Below are 22667 nucleotides of genomic sequence, written 5' to 3' on the forward strand. Positions count from 1 at the left end.
AGCAGATCGGGCGGCGTGGATTCCTCATGGCAACCGGCGCGGCCGGTCTGCTGGCGGCGGGACTGGGCGCACCGCGCATGGCGCGGGCGGCCAGCGCGGATATCGGCATCGCCAGTCCGGACCCGATCTATTGCGTCTCCTACGTCGCCTTCAAGAACGGCTACTTCAAGGAAGCCGGGCTGGAGGCGAACTATATCGACACCCAGTCCGGCCCGCGCGGCAAGCAGATGCTGGCCGCCGGCCAGGTCTTCGCCACCACCAGCGGCACCAACGACGCCATCGCCCTGACACTGGCGGGCAAGCCGGCGAAAATCGTGTTCAGCCTCGACACCCGGATCACCTATGCCAACCTCCTGGTCCGCAAGGAGGACCTGGACAGCGGCAAGATCACCAAGATCGCCGACCTGGCCGGCCAGACCATCGCCGTCACCCAGCCGCAATCGGCGACCTGGCTGATGGCCACCTACATGTGCGACAAGGCCGGCATCCTGGACAAGGTGGATATCCGCGGCCTGGGCGGCCTGGCCACCATGCTGGGCGCGCTGAAGTCGGGCCAGGTCGGTGCCTCGATCGCCACCCTGGGCATGGTGGAGGCGGCGACGGCCGAAGGCTGGGCGGTGCCGCTGTTCGACGTGACAGAGGCCGCGGCCTGGAACGGCACCTTCGGCGGCGACGTGCCGGGCCTGTCGACCTATGTCCTGGAGGAGACGATCGAGGACCGGCCGCAGGACGTGCAGGCCTTCATCACCGCGCTCTGCAAGGCGCAGGACTTCCTGAACACCGAGAGCGCGGAGACCATCGCGGCGCTGGTGCACGAGCCCTATGTCGCGTCGCTGTCGATGGACAGCCTGGTGAAGACCATCGCGCTGTACCAGAACGCGGTCTGGAACAGGACCAATGTCGTCACGCCGGCAGCCTATGCCCGCCTGACCGACATCATGGGCGATGGGCGGCAATACTCGAACGCGGAGCTGGCGAAGGTGCCCTACGACACCTGCGTCGACATGTCCTTCGTGAAGAAGGCCCGCGGCATCTAGCCGGCCGCAGGCAGGACCTCATGCCGGAGATCGCCGTCGACGGTGTCGGCAAGGTCTATCACTCCGCCGGGCGCCAGGTGACGGCGCTCGGCCGGGTCGACCTGACCATTGCCGACGGCGAATTCGTCAGCCTGGTCGGCCCGTCCGGCTGCGGCAAGTCCACGCTGCTGAACATCATCGCCGGCTTCCTGGAGCCCAGCGCCGGCGGCATCCGGGTCGACGGCAGGCCGGTCGCCGGCCAGATCCCGCCGCAGCTGGGCTATATCTTCCAGAAGGATACGGTGCTGCCCTGGTATTCCGTCCGCCGGAATATCGGGCTCGGCCTGCGCTTCCGCGGCTGGCCGCGGCGGAAGATCGACGACAGGGTCGACGAACTGCTGAAGCTGGGCAAGCTGGAGGGCTTCGGCGAGGCCTTTCCCCACCAGCTGTCCGGCGGCATGCGCCGCCGGGTCGCCCTGCTGATGAGCCTGGCCTGCGACCCCCGCATCCTGCTGCTGGACGAACCGTTCGGCGCGCTGGACACGCATACCAAGACGGTGCTGCACCAGGAACTGATCCGGATCTGGCGGTCGCTCGGCCAGACCATCGTGATGGTCACCCACGACCTGGACGAGGCGATCACCCTGTCGGACCGGGTCGTCGTCCTGTCCGGCCCGCCCAGCCGCGTGCTGCTGGACGAACGGATCGGCATCGCCCATCCCCGCGACGTCTTTTCCCTGCGCGAGAGCGACGCCTTCGCCCAGGCCTATGCCCGGATCTGGCATGTGCTGGGCCAGCAGTTCGCCAGCGTGGAGGCGACGGGATGAGCGCGCCCCGCGCACCGGCCCCGGCAGCCGCCGACCTGCCCGACGTGGCGGCGGCAGAGGCCGAAGCCCGCCGCAGCCAGCTGCGGGAGCGGTTCCGCGTCGGCCTGTGGCAGCTGGCCATCCTGGTCACCGTGCTGGGCCTGTGGGAGGGGCTGACCCGGATCCCCTGGTTCAAGAAGAACACGATCTTCGACCCGTTCTTCATCAGCCAGCCCAGCCAGGTGGCGGTGAAGCTGTGGGACTGGAGCTTCGGCGCGCAGGCCGGCTTCATCTGGCCGCATCTGGGCGCCACCCTCTGGGCGACCTTCCTGGGCCTGGTCGTCGGGGTCGGCACCGGCTTCCTGGCCGGCCTGCTGCTGTCGCAGAACCGGGTGCTGAACAAGGTGCTGCACCCCTATATCGTCGCGACCAACTCCATGCCGCGGATCGCCTTCGTGCCGCTGATCACCATGGTGTTCGGCCTGGGCGTCGTCTCGAAGGTGGTCACCGCCTGGTTCGTGGTGTTCTTCCTGGTCTTCTTCAACGCCTTCAAGGGGGCGGTGTCGATCGACCGGGAGATGGTGGATTTCTGCCGCACCCTGGGCGCCAGCCCGCGCCAGGTGACCCGCAACGTGCGCATCCCGATGGCCCTGGCCTGGACCTTCGCCTCGCTGCCCAATGCGGTTTCCTTCGCCCTGATCGGCGTGGTGATCGCGGAGTTCGTCGGCTCCAATTTCGGCATGGGCCACCTGATCATCGTCTCCCTGGCGATGCTGAACGCTTCGGAGATGTTCGCCGCCCTCGTCCTGCTCAGCCTGATCGGGCTTGTGCTCGTCCTGCTGCTGCGCATGGTGGAACGCCGCCTGCTGCACTGGTCGAACGAGTTCCGCGACGAAGTCTGAACGAGCCGCCGGTGACAACGGCGCCAATGCCTGCCCGAGGAAGAGCCATCATGGTCGAGAGAATCCGCTCCGCCTGCCCCCACGACTGCCCCAGCGCCTGCGCGCTGGAGGTCGAGCGCATCGCCCCCGACCGCATCGGCCGGGTGCATGGCGCGCGCGACAATCCTTATACCCAGGGCGTGGTCTGCGCGAAGGTCGCCCGCTATGCGGAGCGGGTGCATCATCCCGACCGCCTGACCCGGCCGCAGCGCCGGGTCGGCGCGAAGGGGGAGGGCGCATTCGCGCCCGTCTCCTGGGACGATGCGCTGGATGAGATCGCGGAGGCCTTCACCCAGGCCGCCCAGCGCCATGGCAGCGAGACGGTCTGGCCCTATCATTCCGGCGGCACGATGGGCCTGGTGCAGCGCTGGGGGATCGACCGGCTGCGCCACACCATGCGCTATTCGCGGCAGAAGACGACGATCTGCATCACGCCGGCGGAAAGCGGCTGGCGCGCCGGGGTCGGCGCCCTGACCGGGCCGGACCCGCGGGAGATGGCGGAGGCCGACCTGATCATCGTCTGGGGCGGCAATCCGGTCTCCACCCAGGTCAACCAGATGACCCATATCCAGCGCGCCCGGAAGAGCCGCGGCGCGAAGCTGGCGGTCGTCGACTGCTACCGCACGCCGACGGTGGAACAGGCGGACATTCCCATCGTGCTGCGCCCCGGTTCGGACGCCGCTCTGGCCTGCGCGATGATGTGCGTGATGCTGGAGGACGGCACCGCCGACCGCGACTTCCTGGCCCGCCTGACCGACTTCGACCCGGAGGTCGAGCGCCACCTGCGCGGCCGCACGCCCGCCTGGGCGGCGAAGATCACCGGCCTGACGGAGGCCACGATCCGCGACTTCGCGCGGCTCTATGCCGGCACCGAGCGCGCCTTCATCCGGCTGGGCTTCGGCTTCACCCGGTCGCGCAACGGCGCCGCGGCGATGCATGCCGTCACCGGCCTGCCGGCGGTTGGCGGCAAGTGGCGGCACCAGGGCGGCGGCGCCTTCTTCGTGAACCTGGACAACTGGAAGCTGGACCTGAGCACGGCTTATGCGCTGGACCGGCTGGACCCGGACACGCGGGTGCTGGACCAGAGCCGCATCGGCGCCGTGCTGACCGGCCAGCCCGATGCCCTGGCCGGCGGTCCGCCGGTCACCGCGATGCTGATGCAGAACGCCAATTCCGCCAACGTGGCGCCCGACAGCCGCACCGTGCGGCGCGGCCTGACCCGCGACGACCTGTTCGTCGTCGTGCACGAACAGTTCCCGACCGCCACCGCGCAGCTGGCGGACGTGCTGCTGCCGGCGGCGGTGTTCCTGGAATATGACGATCTCTATTACGGCCTGGGCCATACCATGCTGACCGCCGGCCAGCGGGTGCTGGACCGCTATGCGGAGAGCTGGACCAATCACGAGGTGATCTGCGCCCTGGGCAAGCGGCTGGGCGCCGACCATCCCGGCTTCGACATGAGCGCGGCGGAGCTTCTGGACACCACCCTGCGCGCCTCCGGCCGCGGCAGCTGGGCGGAGGCCGCCGAGCGCGGCTGGGTCGACTTCACCGCGCCGTTCGAGGAGGCGCATTTCCTGGAGGGCTTCCCGCAGCCCGGCGGCCGCTTCCGCTTCAAGCCGGACTGGGCTGCCCTCGGACCCTATTATGCCGACCTGCCGGAAATGCCTGACTATGCCGACATCGTGGAGCGCGCCGACGACGCGCATCCGTTCCGCCTGGTCGCGCCGCCGGCGCGGACCTTCCTGAACACCAGCTTCACCGAGACGCCAAGCTCCCGCGCGCGGGAAAAGCATCCGACCGCGCTGGTCCATCCGATGGATGCCGAGCGGCTGGGCCTGGGCGAAGGCGCGCGGGTGCGCATGGGCAATGGCCGCGGCGAGGTCGACATGCTGTGGCGCAGCTTCGAGGGGCTGCAGCCCGGAACCGTGGTGGTGGAGGGGATCTGGCCGAACAGCGACTGGACCGGCGGCATGGGCATCAACCAGCTGATCGGCGGCGACCCGGTGCCGCCGGCCGGCGGGGTCGCCTTCCACGACACGGCGGTCTGGCTGCGCGGCAGCAACTGACGGCCGGGGCGACCGCTATTCCGGATAGCCCTCGAACGCCGCCTTGATGGTGCGGCGCAGCCAGACATTGGCCTCGTCGTGGTGCACCCGCGGATGCCAGTGCTGGCGCAGGCTGAAGGCCGGCAGGTCCACCGGCGGCGGCAGCACGCGCACCGCATCGTAGCGGGCGAAGACGGTGCCGAGTTCCCGCGGCACCGTCGCGACCAGGTCGGGGAAGCGGTCGAGGATCAGCGGCACCACCAGGAAATGCGGCGTCGACAGCACGACGTCGCGCCGGATGCCGCGTCGCTCCAGCTCCACCTCGAGCGCCCTGTCGTAGGGCTCGCTGCGGTCCGACAGGGTGACGGTCACATGGCCCATGCGGACGATCTGCTCCAGGGTCATGCGATCGCCGACCTCGCCGTTGCGCGTGCTGACCAGGGTGACGAAGGGATGCCGGAACAGCTCCTGCCGGTACAGCCCTTCCGGTACCAGGTGCATGGAGCCCAGTGCCAGGTCGGCTTCGCCGGATTCCAGCACCGCCGGCACCGCCTCCGTCGCCACCTGAAGGGTGCGGATCCGGCAACGCGGCGCCAGCGCCCGCAGCCGCTCCATGATCGGCGGCAGGAACACCAGCTCCCCCATGTCGGTCATGCAGAAGGCGAAGCTGCGGCGGGCGGTGGCGGGGTCGAAGCCCGCCTGGGACAGCAGCTCGCCGCGGACTGTCCCGACCACCGACAGGACGGAAGGCGCCAGGCGCTCCGCCTTTGGGGTGGGGCGCATGCCGGGCCCTGCCTTCACGAACAGCGGGTCGCCGTAGAACTGCCGCAGCCGCCGCAGCGCATGGCTCATCGCGCTCTGGGTCAGGCCCAGCCCGTCGGCCGCCCGTGTCACGCTGCCTTCCCGCCACAGCGCGTCGAACGCCAGCAGCAGGTTCAGGTCCAGCTTCGGATCATGAGCATCGTACATGATCGATATGATCGTCATGATATCGACGCATGGACAAGAGCCGCCTAGCCTTTCCCGCAATCAATCATCGGATCTCGGGAGGGTCGCAATGCTGCTCAGGAACTGCTGGTACGTCGCTGCCTGGTCGAGCGAGGTGACATCCGATGCAGGGGGCGGCCTGCTCGCGCGCACCATCGTCAACCTGCCCGTCGTCCTCTGGCGCGATGCCGCCGGCAGCGTGATCGCCTTCGAGGACCGCTGCTGCCATCGCGGCGCGCCGCTGTCGCGCGGCCGGAAGGAGGGCGATCGCCTGCGCTGCATGTATCACGGCCTGCTGTTCGACCGGGACGGGCGCTGCATCGAGATCCCGTCGCAGGACCGGGTGCCGCCGCAGGCGCGGGTGCGCCGCTTCCCGGTGGTGGAGCGTCACAACTGGATCTGGCTCTGGCCCGGCAATCCGGCGCTGGCAGACGAAAGCCTGATTCCGGACACCCATTGGCTCGACGATCCGGGCTGGCGCAGCCTGCAGGGCTATACCCACTACCGCACGAACTACCTGCTGATCTGCGACAACCTGCTGGACTTGGCCCACCTGCCCTATGTCCACCCGACCACCCTGGGCGGGGACGAGGCCTATTCCCGCTTTCCCCCGAAGGTGGAGCGGCTGGAGCGCGGCGTGCGGATCACCCGCTGGGCGACCGGCATCAAGCCGGCCGGCTTCGCGCAGGCGATCATGAACTGGCCGGGCAATGTCGACCGCTGGAACATCTACGACTTCCTGGTTCCCGGCATCTTCCTGATGGATTCGGGCATGCAGCCCGCCGGCACGGGCGCGCAGGCCGGCCATCGCCTCGACGCCGCCGAATTCCGCGGCTGCCAGGCGCTGACCCCGGAGACCGAGGACAGCACCCATTATTTCTTCGCCCACCCGCACAACTTCGCGCTCGACCGGCCGGAGGTGACGGAGGCGATCCACGCCAATGTCGTGAAGGCGTTCGAGGAAGACAGTGCGATGATCCACGCCCAGGACGCGATGCTGAAGCTGGATCCAGGTTTCCGTATGGTGCCGATCGCCGCCGATGCGGCACTCACCCAGTACCGGCGCCTGGTGGCGAAGCTTGCGGCGGCGGAGGCGGCGGCCGCTGCGGCGGCGCCCGCAGCCGCGCCCGCGGCGGCCGGATAGGGTCGCCGCCGCCGCGGCTCCGCGCCTTACAGGCGGGCGGCATCCGTCTCCGCGCAGGAGCCGCCGAACGCTTCCAGCGCGCTTTCCAGATGGTCGGCCAGCAGCGGCATGCCCAGCAGGTAGGCCCCGGTCGGCTGCTCGTGCCGGCGGCGGGCCTCGGCCAGCAGCTCGGGCCATTCCCCGATCCCGCCATCGCCGCGGCCCAGCCAGGCCATGGCGACGAGGCCCGCCTGCTCCTCCGCCGACAGCCCGTCCAGGACCCGGCGGAGCTCCGTCGCGACCGGATCGTCGGCGCTGTCCTGCAGGACGCCCTGCATGTCGTCGTCGGTCGGGTTGGAGCCGCTGCCCGGGTCGGTCTGCGCCTCCTTCGCTTCGAATTCCCGCGCCTTCACGATCACCCAGCAGATCGTCGGCTCGGGCAGGGGCAGTTCGCGGCTTTCGGCGGCGGGGTCTGTGATGCGTTGCATGCTGTGCCTCCGGACGGATGGCGCCGGCGACGCGCAGCGGCGCGGCCGGCCTTTCCGGGGCAACGTCCGGCGCGGCCTTCTGTTCCCTGCCGCGACCGCAGTCAGGTGCCGCCGGCGGCAGCCCTCTTCGCCGCATGGTCGGGATACCAGGCGGTGAAGCGGAAGGCGGCGATCAGGCTCAGCATCGGGATCGCCCAGGTCAGCCAGCCCGGCTCCCCGGGGATCAGCACGCTGATCGCCGACGAGGCCGTGTTGACCAGGAAGCTGGCCAGCCAGACCAGGGTGATGTGCAGGTTGACCCGGTAGAACAGCGGGCTGTCCCAATGCTCTTCCGGCACCGTCTCCTTCGCGTACTGGATCGTGAAGGGGCGCCCGATCGCCAGGGAGACCAGGACGATCAGCGCCAGCCCGCCATCTGCGATCGCCTTCATCCAGACCTGCAGCCAGGCCGGCGGGCCGGCCGCGAACAGGATGGCGAAGGCGGCGAAGAACAGGATCGTGCCGATGTCCAGGATCTTCGGCCCGCCGCGGCGGATGGATGGGAAGGCCAGGACCGCTGCCAGGGCGGTGGCGAGAACAGCGCTGGCGAGCGGCCCCAACGTATGGACCAGGACGTAGAACAGGATCCAGGGCGCGAAGCCGAAGAAGATTGCCATGCTGCCTCCGATATGCCGGTCAGCCCGCCACCTCGTCCAGGAAAGCCGCGAACAGCGGGTTGAAGCGCGGCGGTGCCTCCCAGAACGGGGCATGGCCGACCCCGGGCAGGACGAAGATTGTGCCGCGCCACAGATTGCCGTAGCGGCAGCGGCCCAGATAATCGTTGTTGACGAAGGATTCGTCGCCGCCGGAGACCACCGCCACCGGCACCTCGGTGCCGGCCACCACGGCGGCCTGGTCGGGCACCTCCAGCCCGGTGAAGCTTTCGAACATCGTCGTGCGCGACAGGCCGTGGGTACGCTTGTAGCCGGCGACGATCAGCGGGTCGAGCGGCACCGCCAGGCCGCAGGTATGCTTGCAGTACAGTTCCGCATCGGCATCGCTGAACTCGGCTGCGCCGGTCAGGTCCATCACCGGCGAGGGGTGGAACGCCTTGCCGATCACCGCCACGTCGTTGGGCACCGGCGGCGTGCCGGTGATCAACAGGCCGCTGAGCGGCAGCTTCGCCTGGTTGATCATCTCGATGCCGATATGGCCCCCCAGCGACCAGCCCAGCACGGTGGCCTTGGCGATGCCGCGCATCGCCAGGATCTCGGCCGCCAGGTCGGCATAGCCCATCAGGGTGTAGCTGCGCTTCGGGTCGGCCGCGTCGGCACTTTCGCCATGGCCCGGCAGGTCGAAGGCCAGCAGCCGGTAGCGTGCCGTCAGGGCCGGATCGAACTGGTGGCGGAAGATCTCCTTGCGGGCGGAATTGCCGTGGATCATCAGCACCGCCGGGCCGGAGCCGCCGCTATCGGCCAGGGAGATCGCACCGTGGCTCGTGGACAGGGTCTCGGCCTTGGGCAGCATGGAGGATCCTCGCGTCTGTGGGCTGGAAGTCTGTTTGCGGTGAAGAGTGCAGTATCCCCGGCGCTACCCCGCCGCGGCAAGCATTGACCTGCCGCGCTATACGATCGCATGAATGCTGGCGGCGTTGATCCGCTCCCCTATCTATTGGGGGATGGTCGGCCACGGGACGGGAAGGCGGCGATGGCGGCAGGCTTCGACAGGCGGATCCTGGGCGCCATCCGTGCCACCCTTCTGCTGGGGCTGTGCACCGGCTTCGTGTCTCTCGGCATCTCCTGGATACTGAGCGAGGTGACCCCGTTCCTCTATACCTGGGACGAGGCGCTGCATTCCTACCGTACCGGCGCGGTGATGGGCCTGGTGCTGTACCCGCTGCACCAGTACTACCTGCAGGGACCCGGCGGTGCCTGGATCCGGCGCATGGGCTTCGTGCAGGGCATGCTGATGCGCGAGGCGGTGCTGATTGGCGCCATCGTCCTCCTACTGCTCGCCAACCGGGCGATCACTGCGACCTACATCACCTGTCCGAGCGGCTGCACGACCTGGGAATTCTTCGGCAGCTATCTGACGGTCGAACTGTGGCGCGACACCGGTTTCGCCGCGGCCATCTTCGTGGTGGCCGTCTATGTCATGCAGGTGCGGCGGATCGTCGGGCCCGGCACGATGACCCGCCTGCTGCTGGGCCGCTATGCGAAGCCGGTGCGGGAAGAACGGATCTACCTGCTGGTCGACCTGAAGGGCTCCACCGCAATGGCGGAGCGGCTGGGCGACGAGGCCGCGCATGCCTTCATCGCCCGCGTCTTCTTCGACCTGGACCGGCCGGTCACCGCCCATGGCGGCCGGATAGAGGGCTATGTCGGCGACGAGCTGATCGCCGCCTGGAAACCGGAGGCGGGCCTGCGCGACAGCGCCGTCCTGCAGGCCTATGCCGGGATCCTGGAGGTCCTGCAGCGCAACGAGCTGGCCTATCGCCGCAGCTTCGGCGAGGCGGCGGGGGTGCGGGCCAGCCTGCATATCGGCCCGGTGGTCACCGGCGAATGCGGCGACAGCCGGCTGGTGATCCTGTCCATCGGCGATACCCTGAACACCGCCTCCCGCATGCTGGACGTGGCACGCGAGGGCGATGCCGCGGCGGTGATCTCCGAACCCCTGCTGCGCCGCCTGACCCTGCCCCCGGACCTCACCGCCAGGCCGCTCGGCCTGCGCAGCTTGCGCGGACGGGCGGGGGCGGTGGAGCTGTTCGCGCTGGCGCCGGCGGCCGGCCGCCGCGGTATGACGATCGCGGCGGAGTAGGGGCGCGGCCCGACGCTCAGGCGGCGAGGTCCAGCGGCCGCATCGTCACGCCATTCTCCGCATCGACCAGGATCAGGGTGTTGCGCGGCACCGGCGCCCAGTCGCTCTCGAAGGCGGTCAGCGGCTCCGACGCGACGATCACGGAATCCGGCGCGCCGCTCTCGGCATGCATCACCCGGAAGCGGCCGTTTTCGTCCAGCTTCAGCGCGCCGGCGGTGGTGTACAGGCTGTGCGGCTCGCGATCGGTATGGCTGACATAGCGGGTGGCGACCAGGTGGCGGCCGTCGCTGACCGCGAAATTCAGGAAGCAGGGGCTGTCGATGCCGAGTTCCCGGCGCATCGCCAGCAGTTCGCCGATGGTGGCGGTCATGGCGTCGGCCAGCGCATCCAGTTCCGGCTCCGCTGCGAAGCCCAGCCGGTCGAGGAACAGGGCGAAGGCATGCTCGGTGTCGGTGCTGCCGGTCAGCCTGTGATAGGCCTGGTCGCTCAGCCGCCCGGTCAGCGGCCGGCGCATCCGCTCGAACTCCTCCAGTGCGCCGTTATGCATGAACACCAGGCGCTGCCAGTTGAACGGGTGGCAGTTCAGCTGGCTGACCGGCGAGCCGGCGGTGGCGTCGCGGACATGGGCGAAGAAGCAGCGGGAGACCAGCTTGTGCGCCACCGAATTCAGGTTGGCGTTGGACCAGGCCGGCTCCACGCTGCGGAACAGGCCCGGCTCCGGATCGTCGTGCATCGGGTACCAGGCGACGCCGAAGCCGTCGCCGTTGACCGGCTTCTGCCACATGCGGGCATGGTGGCTCTGCGCGATCAGCGAGTTGCGCGCCCGCACCAGCAGGTCCGCCATCAGCAGCGGGCGGCCCTTATAGGCCAGGAACCGGCACATTCTTCATCCTCCCCGACGTGCAGCCGCCCGTGGCGGTGCTGCGTGCATTCTGCCATTCCCCCAGGCCGGGTGTCCCGACAGCATCGCCTGAACCGCCACCGCTGGGGACAGTTCGCCTGAACGATGCGGGGTGAATTTCTTGAATTTTGAAAGGTAACATTTCAATATGCTGTAATGGTGATCCGGCGCCGCGCCCTTCAGATTCTTCGGACTGCGCTGTCCCGACAGGCCGCCGTTGCGCTGATCGGGCCGCGCCAGGTGGGCAAGACCACCCTGGCGCATGAGATCGCCGATGGTACCGACGCGCTATATCTGGATCTCGAATCGCGGACGGACAGGGACAAGCTGGCAGAGCCGGAACTGTTTCTGGAGGCGCACGAAGACCGGCTCGTCATCCTGGACGAGATCCACCGCGTGCCGGAGCTGTTCCAGACCTTGCGTGGCCTGATCGACCGCGGGCGCCGCGCGGGAAGGCGCACCGGAAGGTTCCTGGTCCTGGGCTCGGCGTCGATCGACCTGCTCCGCCAGTCGGGCGAGTCTCTCGCAGGCCGCATCGAGTATGTGGAATTGAATCCGTTCGATCTGCTTGAGGCCGCGCCGGACCGCCGGGCGATGTTCGACCTGTGGGTGCGTGGCGGCTTTCCAGACAGCTTCCTGGCGGCCGGCAACGAAGACAGCCTGGTCTTCCGCCGCAACTTCATCCGGACCTATCTGGAGCGCGACGTACCGCAGTTCGGCATTCGGATCCCGGCCGAGACCCTGGAACGGCTTTGGACCATGCTGGCCCACAGCCAGGGGACATTGCTCAACGCGTCGAAGCTGGCGGCCGGCCTGTCCGTCAGCGCGCCGACCGTGACGCACCATATCGACCTGCTTGTCGACCTGCTGCTGGTGCGGCGGTTGCGGCCCTTTCATGCCAATACCCGCAAGCGCCTGGTCAGATCGCCCAAGACCTATGTGCGCGACAGCGGCCTGCTGCATGCATTGCTCGGCATAGCGGATTTCGACGCACTGTCCGGACATCCTGTCGTCGGGCCGAGCTGGGAAGGGTTCGTCATCGAGAACCTGCTCGCCGCCGCGCCGCCGCGCACGGGCGCGAGCTTCTATCGCACCGCCGCCGGCGCCGAGATCGACCTGGTACTCGAACTGCCGGGCGGCCACGGGCTGTGGGCCGTGGAGATCAAGCGAGCGCTGGCCGGCCGGCCCGGCAAGGGCTTTCATAATGCCCGCGGGGACCTGCAGCCGAAGCGTGCCTTCGTCGTGCATGCCGGCGAAGACCGCTATCCCGCAGCCGAGGGTGTCGAGGCGATCGGCGTCAGGGAACTGGCCGGCATCCTGCAGGCACTTTGACCGGTCTGAGGCGCCGCGCCGCCTCTCTGCAGCTTCCGCCTGTTCAGGGCAGGCAGGATTCGATCCCCGCCGCGGCACAGCGCAGCGCCGGCAGGTAGGTCTCCAGCATATGGTCCGGGGTCACCCGGCTGGAATGGCCGCTGACGTTCATCGCCGCGACGGTGCGGCCGGCACGGGTGTGGATCGGCACCGCGATGGAGCGCACGCCTTCCTCCAGCTCCTCGTCCACCAGGGCATAGCCCTGGCTGCGGACCTGGGCCAGCGCCGCCTCCAATTCCGCCCGGTCGGTGATCGTCCGCGGCGTCAGCGGCCGCAGTTCGATCCGGTCCAGCAGGCGCTGCAGTTCGGTCTCGCTGAGGCCCGCCATCAGCACCCGCCCCATGGAGGTGGCATAGGCGGGCAGGCGGGTGCCGATCGACAGCGAGACCGACATGATCCGCTTCGTCGGCACACGGGCGACATAGACGATGTCGCGGCCGTCCAGAACGCAGGCGGAGCAGGATTCCTGCACCGCGCTGGTGACCTGCTCCATGAACGGCTGCGCGATCTCCGCGAAGCTGAGGGAGGCGAGATAGGCATAGCCCAGGTCCAGCACCTTCGGCGTCAGCCGGAAGCGCTTGCCCTCCAGCTCGGCATAGCCCAGCGAGGTCAGGGTGTGCAGGAAGCGCCGCGCCGCCGCCCGCGACATGCCGGTGCGACTGGCCACCTCGGTCAGGGTCTGCTCCGGCGCATCGCGGCCGAAGGCGCGGATCACCGCGAGACCTTTCGCGAGCGATGCGACGAAGTCGCGGTTTTCCTCAGGACTTGACATGGCCGGGGGTTGGATCCATGATTTTTCCGCAATACGAACAAAAGTACACATATCGCACAGTTCGATATGCGAACATTCGGAAAGTGATGGCGCAGCCGGCGATTGCCGTCAATAGTCGCTGCCTGCAGGTCCCGGCCGACGGGACCCAAGCACCGCGCGGCATCACCGAACCGGATGCAGTTGGGATCGAATCCGGTGGCCCTTCCGGGCCCTCTCCGCCTGCCTCTCGGGCGGCTTCTCCGGGCAAACCTCCCCGGCGAAGCCTCTTCGGGGGAAGCACCCGGGGGAATTGCCGCGCCGGCCGGATCGTCAGGAGGAGGAACGCATGTCCGAATACAAGACCGAACTCGGCAGCCTGAAGGAATTCAAGAAGGGCGGCGTCGACGTCATCGAGGACAATCCGAAGAACTACGTCTTTTCCAATGTCTTCGAGGTGGCGGAGCGCTGCGCGCCCTATGAGCGGGTCGCCGTCGGCATCAACCTGGAATACACCATCGAGGCGACCCGCGCGGAAGGGGATTCCCCCTGGTTTGCCGCGGACCATGACGAGTTCGCCCTGTGCATGGACGGCGAGGTCGAGGTCCACCTGGTGAAGCTGAACGATCCGCGCGCCGTCGTTGCCGAGGGCGCCAACGGCGCCCATCTGGTGGGCGACACCCCCGACGGCAGGAAGATGGGCCGCATCATCCTGAAGCGCGGCCATCAGGCGCTGCTGCCGAAGGGGGCGGCCTACCGCTTCTCCGCGGCGGCGCCGGCGGTGGTGCTGCTGCAGACCATGAAGGGCCCGGTCACGGTCGAGAAGTGGGCCGAGATCTGCCAGACCGACGACCGGCCCTGAGCGGCCTCCCGGCCGTACTCATAGCGTAGCGCGGCGCAGCGCGCCGCACGGCCCCGCGGGCAGCGGGGTCGAGATCGTCCGAGGGGCAACGACCCCATGAAGGAGGAAAAGATGAGTGAGCTCTGCCACGATTTCGAGATCTTTCCCCGCGACAATGTTACCGGCTACAAGTCGTATCGGTTCGGCGATTTCAAGGTGCGCCGCGACGAGTATTTCGCCCACCTGACCTGGCCGAACGGCGAGCATATCATGCCGATCGACGGCTTCATGCGGGCGCTGATGCGGGCGGTCGCCTGGAAGTTCTTCTACGGCACGGTCAGCTTCGACGCCGTGTTCGGCACCACCAACCATTACGGCGAGGTCGATGTTTTCGCTGGCACCTACCACGAGGTGCTGAAACGGGCCGGCCGCGACCACCTGCAGCGCTTCGATTCCGATGAGCTGCACGAGATCTTTACCGACATGGTCCGCGACTGGACCAACGAAGGCTATGATCCCTTCGCCGCGCCGGGCGAGACCGGCGGCGCCTGGGGCCGCAAGAACGGCGACAATGATGCCGCCGTCGACCGCAAGCGTGTCACGGCGGAGCGCATGGTCGGCCTGCCCGGCGATGCGCCGATGCGCACCGACGACAACGGCTTCCCGCAGAACCGCATGCTGGCCGATGTCGAGAGCGACCAGCCGGTGGTGGAGGCGGAGCCCGGCTTCGAGGGCGAGGTCGCGGCCTTCAACCTGTTCGACTATCTGTCCCGCTCCGACGTCACCTGGAACCCTTCGGTCTGCTCGGTGGTGAAGGAGAGCCTGTACTGCCCGACCTCGGAGGAATTCACCCTGCCGGTGGAGCATGGCAACGACCGGGTGGAATGGTTCATCCAGCTCTCCGACGAGATCATCTGGGACGTGAAGGACAAGAATACCGGCCGGCCGCGCGCCCGCGTGACCATGCGGCCGGGCGACGTGGCCTGCATGCCCGCCGACATCCGTCACCAGGGCTTCAGCCCGAAGCGGTCGATGCTGCTGGTCTGGGAGAATGCCTCGCCGCGGATCCCGGAAATGATCATCAAGGGCGAGGCGCCGGTCGTTCCGGTCACCTTCTGAACCGGCGCGCGTGACATCGTCCCGTCCGTCCGGCCCTTGTACCGGGCGGACGGGGCAGCCGCCGGCCACACAGAAGGGCCGGTTGCAGGGAGGTATCGCGCAAGCGAAGGAGGGGCGCATGAACGCGCCGAGCACGGCTGGGACCATGATCTCGCCGCCCGATCCGTCATCCATCCAGAACCGCCTGTTCATCGGCGGCCGCTTCGTCGATGCCGCCGACGGCGCCACCATCGACGTGCTGAACCCGCACGACAATTCCCTGATCACCAAGGTCGCGGAGGCGAAGGCGGCGGATGTCGACCGCGCCGTCGCCGCGGCGCAGGCCGCCTTCCCGAAATGGCGCGACATGGCGGCGATGGACCGCGGGCGGCTGCTGCTGAAGCTGGCCGACCGGATCGAGGCGGAGCAGGCGGCACTGGGCGCGCTGGAGGCGCTGGACACCGGCCACCCGTTCCGCGACACGCAGATCCTGGACGTGCCGCGCACCGCGGTGACCTACCGCTATTTCGGCGGCATGGCGGACAAGTTCGAGGGCTCCGTCATTCCGGTGGAACAGGGCTTCCTGAACTACCTGCTGCGGGAGCCGCTGGGGGTGGTCGGCCAGGTCGTGCCCTGGAACTTCCCGCTGATGTTCACCAGCTGGAAGATGGCGCCGGCCCTGGCGGCCGGGAATTGCGTGGTGCTGAAGCCGTCGGAGATCACGCCGCTGTCGACCCTGCGGATCGCCGAGCTGATGGCCGAGGTCGGCTTTCCCGAAGGTGTGGTCAACATCCTGCCCGGCTACGGCCAGACCGCCGGCCAGCATCTGGCGGAGCATCCGGAGGTGGCGAAGATCGCCTTTACCGGCTCCACCCCGGTCGGCCGGCAGGTGGTCCAGGCCTCCGCCGGCAACCTGAAGAAGGTGCAGCTGGAACTGGGCGGCAAGGGCGCCAACATCGTCTTCGAGGATGCGAACGTCCGGGCCGCGATCGGCGGCTCCGCCTTCGCGATCTTCCACAACCAGGGCCAGGCCTGCATCGCCGGCTCCCGCCTGCTGCTGCACGAGCGGATCGCCGACCAGTTCCTGGAAGGCTTCCTGGCGCTGGCCCGCTCGATCCGGCTCGGCAACCCGCTGGACACCGCGACCGAGATGGGGCCGCTGACCTCCCGCCTGCATCAGGAACGGGTGCTGAAATACTGCGGCATCGCGCAGGACCAGGGCGGCGAGATCCTGGCCGGCGGGGCGGCGCCGCAGGATGCGGCGCTGGCGAAGGGCTGCTATGTCGCCCCCACCGTGGTGCGGGCGAAGCCGCAGGACCGGGTCTGCCAGGAGGAGGTGTTCGGGCCCTTCGTCACGGTCACCACCTTCGCCGACGAGGCGGAGGCGCTGGCGATCGCCAACGGCACCGAATACGGCCTGGGCGGCGGACTTTGGACCGCCGACCTTTCGCGGGCGCACCGCTTCGCCCGCGCGATGAAGTCGGGCATGGTCTGGATCAACTGCTACAAGCGGGTCAATCCGGGTTCGCCGTTCGGGGGCACGGGGCAGTCCGGCTATGGCCGCGAGATGGGCTTCGAGGTGATGCGCGAATACAGCCAGGCGAAATCGGTCTGGGTGAACGTGGACGCGCAGATCCCGCCCTATTATCCACGATGACGTTCAGGGCCCGCCGGCGGCGTGGGGGCGCCGTCCGGTGCGGCATGGGACAAGCAACTGCCGAGGGGAATGCAGGCCGCAATGGCTGAGATCATGGAATTGGAGGAGGCCGTCCGACGCTTCGTGCAGGACGGTCAGTCGGTGGCGATGGAAGGGTTCACGCACCTGATCCCGCATGCCGCCGGGCATGAGATGATCCGACAGGGGCGGAAGGACCTGACCCTGTTCCGGATGACACCCGACCTGATCTACGACCAGCTGATCGGCATGGGCTGCGTGCGCCGGCTGGTCTTTTCCTGGGGCGGCAATCCCGGGGTCGGTTCGCTGCACCGGCTGCGCGAGGCGGTGGAGCAGGGCTGGCCGCAGCCGCTGGAGATCTCCGAGCATTCGCATGCGGCGATGGCCAATGCCTACGAGGCCGGCGCCGCGAACCTGCCCTTCGCCGTGTTCCGCGGCTATCTGGGCACCGACCACCAGAAGCACAATCCCGACATCCGCCGGATCACCTGCCCCTATACCGGCGAGGAACTGGCCTGCGTGCCGTCGATCCGACCCGACGTGGCGGTGATCCACGCCCAGCAGGCCGACCGCGAGGGCAATGTCCTGATGTGGGGGATCGTCGGCGTGCAGAAGGAGGCGGTGCTGGCCGCCCGTCACGCCATCGTGACGGTAGAGGAGATCGTCGACGAGCTGGACGCCGCCCCCAACGCGGTGGTGCTGCCGGCCTGGACCGTCTCGGCGGTCTGCGCGGTGCCGAACGGCGCGCATCCGTCCTACGCGCATGGCTATTACAAGCGGCACAACAAGTTCTACACGCAATGGGACCCGGTGGCCCGCGAACGCGACAGCTTCCGCGACTGGATGCAGCGCTACGTGATGGACTGCCCGACCTTCGGGCAGACCTGGTCCCGGCTGAAGGAGGACGGCTATGTCTGAGACCGCTCCCGCAGCGGCCGCGGCGGATCGCGGCTACAAGTCGGACGAGATGATGTCGGTGGCGGCCTCGCGGCTGCTGGACGACGGCACCGTCTGCTTCGTGGGCATCGGGCTGCCCAGCGAGGCGGCGAACCTGGCCCGCCTGACCCACGCGCCGAAGGCGGTGCTGATCTACGAGTCCGGCACCATCGGCACCCGCCCGGACGTGCTGCCGCTGTCGATCGGCGATGGCGAACTGGCGGAGACCGCGCGCACCGTCGTCTCGGTGCCGGAGATGTTCCGCTACTGGCTGCAGGGCGGGCGGATCGATGTCGGCTTCCTGGGTGCGGCGCAGATCGACCGCTGGGGCAATATCAACACCACGGTGATCGGCCCCTACGACAAGCCGAAGGTGCGGCTGCCCGGCGCCGGCGGCGCGCCGGAGATCGCCACCTCGACCGGCCGGGTCTATGTGATCCTGCGGCAGAGCCCGCGGGCCTTCGTCGAGGACCTGGACTTCGTCACCTCGCTGGGCGGCGGACCGCGGCGCCAGGGGCTGGCGGTGCCCGGTGCCGGGCCGCAGAAGCTGATCACCGATCTGGGCATCCTGGAGCCGCATCCGGAAACGGCGGAGCTGACCCTGACGGCGCTGCATCCCGGCGCCACGGTGGAGGAGGCGAAGGCGAAGACCGGCTGGGACCTGAAGGTTGCCGACCGGCTGACCGAGACGCCGGTGCCGACGGCGAAGGAGCTGGAGGTGCTGCGCGCCCTGAAGAAGCGCACAGCGGAGGCGCATTCCGGCGATGTCTGAGCAGAACCAGGGCGGCGCCGGCCGCCATTTCACCTACGACCAGTTGCCCGGCCGTGTCGTGTTCGGTGCCGGGCGGGTCGCCGACCTGCCGGCGGAGGTGGAGCGGCTGGGCTGCGCCCGTGCCCTGGTGGTCTGCACGCCGGAGCAGCGCGACACCGCCGAGGCGGTGGCCGCCAGCCTGGGCGCCGCCGCCGCCGGCGTCCATGACGGTGCGGTGATGCATACGCCGATGGAGACGGTGGACCGCGCGCGCGCGGTCGCGGCGGAGCTGGACGCCGACTGCTATGTGGCGGTCGGCGGCGGCACCACGATCGGTCTGGGCAAGGGGATCGCGCTGGACACCGGCCGGCCGGTCATCGCGGTGCCGACCACCTATTCCGGCTCCGAGATGACGCCGATCATCGGCCTCACCGAGAACGGCGTGAAGCGCACCCTGCGCGACATGAAGGTACTGCCGCGGACCGTCATCTACGACCCGGACCTGACGGCGAGCCTGCCGGCGGCGATCGCCGGGCCCAGCGGCATGAACGCGATCGCCCATTCGGTGGAGGCGCTCTATGCCGAGAATGCCAATCCGGTGAGTTCGCTGATGGCGGAGGAGGGGATCCGCGCCCTGGCGGCCGCCCTGCCGCGGGTGGTGGCGGATCCCGGCGATGCCGCGGCGCGGGCGGAGGCGTTCTACGGCTCCTGGCTCTGCGGCGCCGTTCTGGGCTGCGTCGGCATGGCGTTGCACCACAAGCTCTGTCACACCCTGGGCGGCAGCTTCAACCTGCCGCATGCCGAGACCCATACCGTGGTCCTGCCGCATGCCGCGTCCTACAACGCCGCGGCCGCGCCGGAGGCGCTGGCGCGGGTGGCCCGGGCGCTGGGCCTGGCGCAGGCAGCGGAAGCCGGCGGCGGCCTGTTCGACCTGGCCGCGTCGGTCGGTGCGCCGACGGCGCTCTCGGCGATCGGCATGACGGAGGACGGGCTGGACCGGGCCGCCGACCTCGCCGTGCAGAACCCCTATTACAATCCGGCCCCGGTCACGCGGGACGGGATCCGGGCCCTGCTGGACGACGCCTTTCACGGGCGGCGTCCGACACACTAACCTGTCGGTCTTCCGCCCGGCGGGGCCGGCGGAGGCAGAACATCGGCCGGCACGACCGGCCGCGACGTTCCAAAGGGAGGAAACGGAATGGCGAAGAAGGACCTCATTCTGCCGGCGCGGTCCGGCGGGCGCTTCACCATCAATCGCCGCGGTGCGCTGAAGCTCGCCGGCGGCGCCGCCGGCGTGGCGGCCTTCGGGTCGCTGTTCCCGGCCCCGGCGGTGCGCGCGGCCGAGACCCTGAAACTGGGCTGGGTCAGCCCGAAGACCGGGCCGCTCGCCCCCTTCGCGGAGTCCGACGACTTCACCATCGCCGCGATCCGCAACGTGGTGAAGGACGGCATCCAGTCCGGCGGCAAGACCTGGAATGTCGAGATCGTGGTCAAGGACAGCCAGTCCAACCCGAACCGCGCGGCAGAGGTCGCCAGCGAGCTGATCCTGTCCGACGAGGTCGACCTGCTGGTAGTCGGCAACACGCCGGAGACCACCAACCCGGTCGGCGACCAGGCGGAACTGAACGGCGTGCCCTGCATCTCGTCGCTGGCGCCGTGGCAGCCCTGGTTCTTCACCCGCGGCGGCGATCCGGCAAAGGGCTTCACTTACACCTGGCACTTCTTCTGGGGCCTGGAAGACGTGATCGGGGTCTTCACCAACATGTGGAACTCGATCCCCACCAACAAGAAGGTGGGCGGCATGTTCCCCAATGACGGCGACGGCAATGCCTGGGGCCATCCGGAGCTCGGCTTCCCGCCGGTGCTGGCGAAGCAGGGCTTCGAACTGCTGGATCCCGGCCGCTACCAGAACCTGACCGACGATTTCTCCGCCCAGATCGCCGCATTCAAGAATGCCAATGTCGAGATCGTCACCGGCGTGATGATCCCGCCGGACTTCACGACATTCTGGACCCAGGCACGGCAGCAGGGCTTCGTGCCGAAGATCGCCTCCATGGGCAAGGCGATCCTGTTCCCGGTGGCGGTCGAGGCACTGGGCAAGCAGGGCAACAACCTGTCCAGCGAGGTCTGGTGGTCGCCGAACCATCCGTTCAGCTCCTCGCTGACCGGCCAGTCCTCGATGCAGCTGGCGCAGGCCTATACCGAGAGCACGGGCAAGCAGTGGACGCAGCCGATCGGCTTCGCCCATGCCCTGTTCGAGGTGGCGATCGACGTGCTGAAGCGCAGCGCCGACCCGAAGGATGTCGAGGCCAACCTGGCGGCGATCGCTTCCACCAACCTGAACACCATCGTCGGCCCGGTGGCCTGGGGCAGCGGCCCGGTGAAGAACGTCGCCAAGACGCCGCTGGTCGGTGGCCAGTGGCGCCTGTCGGACGGCGGCAAGTTCCCCTACGAGCTGCTGGTGGTGAACAACGAGACCGCGCCGAACATCCCGGCGCAGGGCGAACTGCAGCCGATCACCTGATCGGCTCCGGCCGGGTCCGCGGTCCGCGGGCCCGGCCGCTTCTGTTCCATTGCGGGGAATGCCGGTGGCGCCGCTTCTCAGACTGCAGACGGTCTCCAAGTCTTACGGCTCGCTGGTGGTCACCAACAAGCTGGACCTGGAACTGCACCCGCGCGAGGCGCTCGGTGTGATCGGACCGAACGGTGCCGGCAAGAGCACGATGTTCAACCTGATCACCGGCGATGTGCGCCCGGATGCCGGCCGCATCTTCTTCGGCGAGACCGATGTCACCGCGATGCCGCCGCACGAGCGCTGCCGGCGCGGCATCGGCCGCTCCTACCAGATCCCGCATCCCTTCACGAACATGACGGTGTTCGAGAACCTGCTGGTGGGTGCCTGCTACGGCACCGGCCGGTCGGAGGCCCAGGTCACCGACGATTGTGCCGAGATCCTGGAGCGCACCGGCCTGCTGCCGAAGGCGAACATGCCGGCGGGCAAGCTCAGCCTGCTGGAGCGCAAGCGGCTGGAGCTGGCGCGGGCGCTGGCGACGCAGCCGAAGGCCCTGCTGCTGGACGAGATCGCCGGCGGACTGACGGAGGCGGAGTGCCAGGAGCTGGTGGCGACGATCCGCGCGATCCACGCCGCCGGCACCGCGATCATCTGGATCGAGCATGTGGTCCATGCCCTGCTCTCGGTGGTGGAGCGGCTGGTGGTGATCAATTTCGGCGCCAAGCTGGACGAGGGCGACCCGCAGACCGTCTTCAACTCGCCCCAGGTGCAGGAGATCTACATGGGGATCAGCGCCGAATGAGCCGGTTCCCGCAGTTCCCGGCTTCCTCGCTCCCACAATCGTCACCCGCGGACTTGATCCGCGGGTCCATCGCGCCGTGTCTCAATACGTGCAGGCCTGGTCTGTGTCGATTGAGGGTGGCGGAACGATGACCCTGCTGGAAACCCACGGCCTCACCGCCTTCTACGGCGACTTCCAGGCGCTGTTCGGCATCGACCTGGCGGTGGCGGAGGGCGAGACCATCGCCATCATCGGCGCCAATGGCGCGGGCAAGACCACCTTCCTGCGCTCGCTGACCGGGCTGCTGCGCAACGACCGGGCGGCTTTGGTCTTCGACGGCCGGCAGATCGGCGATGCCCGCGCCGACGCGGTGGTGGAGATGGGGATTGCCATGGTGCCGGAGGGACGCAAGCTGTTCCCCTCCCTGTCGGTGGAGGAGAACCTCCTGATCGGCGCCCATGCGGGGCGCAAGGGCAGTTGGGACCTGGCGCGGATCTACGACCTGTTCCCGGTCCTGCAGGAGCGCCGCCGGTCGCCAGGCACGGCGCTGTCTGGCGGCCAGCAGCAGATGGTCGCCATCGGTCGCGCGCTGATGTCGAACCCGCGGCTGCTGCTCTGCGACGAGATCAGCCTGGGCCTGGCGCCGACGATCATCCGCGACATCTACGACAGCCTGCCGCAGGTCACGAAGGCCGGCTGCACCCTGATGGTGGTGGAACAGGACATCAACCAGGCGATGGCGGTCGCCGACCGCATCTACTGCTTCCAGGAAGGCCGGGTGACCCTTGAGGGACGCCCCGCCGACCTGAGCCGGGAGCAGATCCGGCAAGCCTATTTCGGAGTCTGATCCC

22 protein-coding genes are annotated in these 22667 nt (G+C 68.8%); 16 read left to right on the top strand and 6 right to left on the bottom strand.

The annotated features are described in order from the left end of the window. Positions 1-26 precede the first annotated feature (26 nt). Genes ACFOGJ_RS07235 through ACFOGJ_RS07250 form a run of 4 tightly spaced genes read left to right on the top strand, consistent with a single transcriptional unit; the run spans position 27 to position 4829 of the window. Positions 27-1037 (top strand): ABC transporter substrate-binding protein, encoded by a 1011-nt coding sequence (locus ACFOGJ_RS07235; RefSeq protein ID WP_379899176.1) that lies wholly within the window; start codon positions 27-29, stop codon positions 1035-1037. A 20-nt stretch (positions 1038-1057) separates the two neighbouring features. Beyond that, a complete protein-coding gene (locus ACFOGJ_RS07240; protein WP_379899177.1) occupies positions 1058-1843 on the top strand; it encodes an ABC transporter ATP-binding protein in 786 nt (261 codons plus the stop codon). Continuing rightward, the gene (locus tag ACFOGJ_RS07245) at positions 1840-2724 is read left to right on the top strand and encodes an ABC transporter permease (RefSeq protein WP_379899178.1); all 885 of its coding nucleotides are present in this window, start codon (positions 1840-1842) and stop codon (positions 2722-2724) included. The genes ACFOGJ_RS07240 and ACFOGJ_RS07245 overlap by 4 nt, the downstream gene beginning before the upstream one ends. Before the next feature lie 50 nt (positions 2725-2774). Then, positions 2775-4829 (top strand): molybdopterin-dependent oxidoreductase, encoded by a 2055-nt coding sequence (locus ACFOGJ_RS07250; protein WP_379899179.1) that lies wholly within the window; start codon positions 2775-2777, stop codon positions 4827-4829. Between the two features lie 15 nt (positions 4830-4844). Here ACFOGJ_RS07250 and ACFOGJ_RS07255 read toward each other — a convergent pair whose 3' ends face one another. Beyond that, on the bottom strand, positions 4845-5795 hold the full coding sequence (locus ACFOGJ_RS07255) for a LysR family transcriptional regulator (protein WP_379899180.1): 951 nt from the start codon (positions 5793-5795) through the stop codon (positions 4845-4847). A gap of 70 nt (positions 5796-5865) precedes the next feature. Here ACFOGJ_RS07255 and ACFOGJ_RS07260 point away from each other — a divergent pair, with 70 nt between their 5' ends. Further along, positions 5866-6939: an aromatic ring-hydroxylating dioxygenase subunit alpha gene (locus ACFOGJ_RS07260; RefSeq protein WP_379899181.1), complete on the top strand. Its 1074-nt coding sequence runs from the start codon at positions 5866-5868 to the stop codon at positions 6937-6939. A 26-nt stretch (positions 6940-6965) separates the two neighbouring features. On the opposite strand, the gene ACFOGJ_RS07265 is transcribed toward ACFOGJ_RS07260, so the two are convergent. The 3 genes from ACFOGJ_RS07265 to ACFOGJ_RS07275 form a co-directional block, all read right to left on the bottom strand. Beyond that, on the bottom strand, positions 6966-7406 hold the full coding sequence (locus ACFOGJ_RS07265; protein WP_379899182.1) for a DUF3775 domain-containing protein: 441 nt from the start codon (positions 7404-7406) through the stop codon (positions 6966-6968). Between the two features lie 101 nt (positions 7407-7507). Continuing rightward, entirely contained in the window at positions 7508-8062 is a 555-nt protein-coding gene (locus tag ACFOGJ_RS07270; RefSeq protein ID WP_379899183.1) for a hypothetical protein, read from the bottom strand. A 19-nt stretch (positions 8063-8081) separates the two neighbouring features. Continuing rightward, positions 8082-8912 carry an alpha/beta fold hydrolase gene (locus ACFOGJ_RS07275; RefSeq protein WP_379899184.1) on the bottom strand — a complete coding sequence of 277 codons (831 nt, stop codon included), beginning with the start codon at positions 8910-8912 and terminating at the stop codon, positions 8082-8084. A 180-nt stretch (positions 8913-9092) separates the two neighbouring features. On the opposite strand from ACFOGJ_RS07275, the gene ACFOGJ_RS07280 reads away from it, so the two are divergent. After that, positions 9093-10202 carry an adenylate/guanylate cyclase domain-containing protein gene (locus ACFOGJ_RS07280; protein WP_379899185.1) on the top strand — a complete coding sequence of 370 codons (1110 nt, stop codon included), beginning with the start codon at positions 9093-9095 and terminating at the stop codon, positions 10200-10202. Positions 10203-10218: 16 nt separating this feature from the next. Here ACFOGJ_RS07280 and ACFOGJ_RS07285 read toward each other — a convergent pair whose 3' ends face one another. Next, positions 10219-11085, bottom strand: a complete 867-nt coding sequence (locus tag ACFOGJ_RS07285) for a class II glutamine amidotransferase (RefSeq protein ID WP_379899186.1) — start codon at positions 11083-11085, stop codon at positions 10219-10221. Between the two features lie 174 nt (positions 11086-11259). Between ACFOGJ_RS07285 and ACFOGJ_RS07290 the strand changes: the two genes are divergently transcribed. Then, a complete protein-coding gene (locus ACFOGJ_RS07290; RefSeq protein WP_379899187.1) occupies positions 11260-12435 on the top strand; it encodes an ATP-binding protein in 1176 nt (391 codons plus the stop codon). Between the two features lie 43 nt (positions 12436-12478). On the opposite strand, the gene ACFOGJ_RS07295 is transcribed toward ACFOGJ_RS07290, so the two are convergent. Then, positions 12479-13246: an IclR family transcriptional regulator gene (locus ACFOGJ_RS07295; RefSeq protein WP_379899188.1), complete on the bottom strand. Its 768-nt coding sequence runs from the start codon at positions 13244-13246 to the stop codon at positions 12479-12481. A 325-nt stretch (positions 13247-13571) separates the two neighbouring features. Here ACFOGJ_RS07295 and ACFOGJ_RS07300 point away from each other — a divergent pair, with 325 nt between their 5' ends. The 9 genes from ACFOGJ_RS07300 (at position 13572) to ACFOGJ_RS07340 (ending at position 22663) form a co-directional block, all read left to right on the top strand. Continuing rightward, positions 13572-14084, top strand: coding sequence for a hydroxyquinol 1,2-dioxygenase (locus ACFOGJ_RS07300; protein ID WP_379899189.1), 513 nt, complete (start codon positions 13572-13574; stop codon positions 14082-14084). 111 nt (positions 14085-14195) lie between these two features. Then, positions 14196-15182: a hydroxyquinol 1,2-dioxygenase gene (locus tag ACFOGJ_RS07305; RefSeq protein WP_379899190.1), complete on the top strand. Its 987-nt coding sequence runs from the start codon at positions 14196-14198 to the stop codon at positions 15180-15182. A 118-nt stretch (positions 15183-15300) separates the two neighbouring features. Then, positions 15301-16818, top strand: a complete 1518-nt coding sequence (locus ACFOGJ_RS07310; protein ID WP_379899191.1) for an aldehyde dehydrogenase family protein — start codon at positions 15301-15303, stop codon at positions 16816-16818. A gap of 81 nt (positions 16819-16899) precedes the next feature. Then, positions 16900-17754, top strand: a complete 855-nt coding sequence (locus ACFOGJ_RS07315; RefSeq protein ID WP_379899192.1) for a CoA transferase subunit A — start codon at positions 16900-16902, stop codon at positions 17752-17754. Further along, positions 17747-18544: a CoA-transferase subunit beta gene (locus ACFOGJ_RS07320; RefSeq protein ID WP_379899193.1), complete on the top strand. Its 798-nt coding sequence runs from the start codon at positions 17747-17749 to the stop codon at positions 18542-18544. Before ACFOGJ_RS07315 ends, ACFOGJ_RS07320 begins: the two co-directional genes overlap by 8 nt. Beyond that, complete coding sequence (locus ACFOGJ_RS07325) at positions 18537-19634, top strand: maleylacetate reductase (RefSeq protein WP_379899194.1); 1098 nt, start codon at positions 18537-18539, stop codon at positions 19632-19634. Before ACFOGJ_RS07320 ends, ACFOGJ_RS07325 begins: the two co-directional genes overlap by 8 nt. An 87-nt stretch (positions 19635-19721) precedes the next feature. Continuing rightward, complete coding sequence (locus tag ACFOGJ_RS07330) at positions 19722-21047, top strand: ABC transporter substrate-binding protein (protein WP_379899195.1); 1326 nt, start codon at positions 19722-19724, stop codon at positions 21045-21047. 64 nt (positions 21048-21111) lie between these two features. Continuing rightward, complete coding sequence (locus tag ACFOGJ_RS07335) at positions 21112-21837, top strand: ABC transporter ATP-binding protein (protein WP_379899196.1); 726 nt, start codon at positions 21112-21114, stop codon at positions 21835-21837. Between the two features lie 127 nt (positions 21838-21964). Next, positions 21965-22663, top strand: coding sequence for an ABC transporter ATP-binding protein (locus ACFOGJ_RS07340; RefSeq protein WP_379899197.1), 699 nt, complete (start codon positions 21965-21967; stop codon positions 22661-22663). Positions 22664-22667: the final 4 nt, after the last annotated feature.

The organism is Marinibaculum pumilum, from assembly GCF_042646425.1.
GTDB classification, from domain to species: domain Bacteria; phylum Pseudomonadota; class Alphaproteobacteria; order Ferrovibrionales; family Ferrovibrionaceae; genus Marinibaculum; species Marinibaculum pumilum.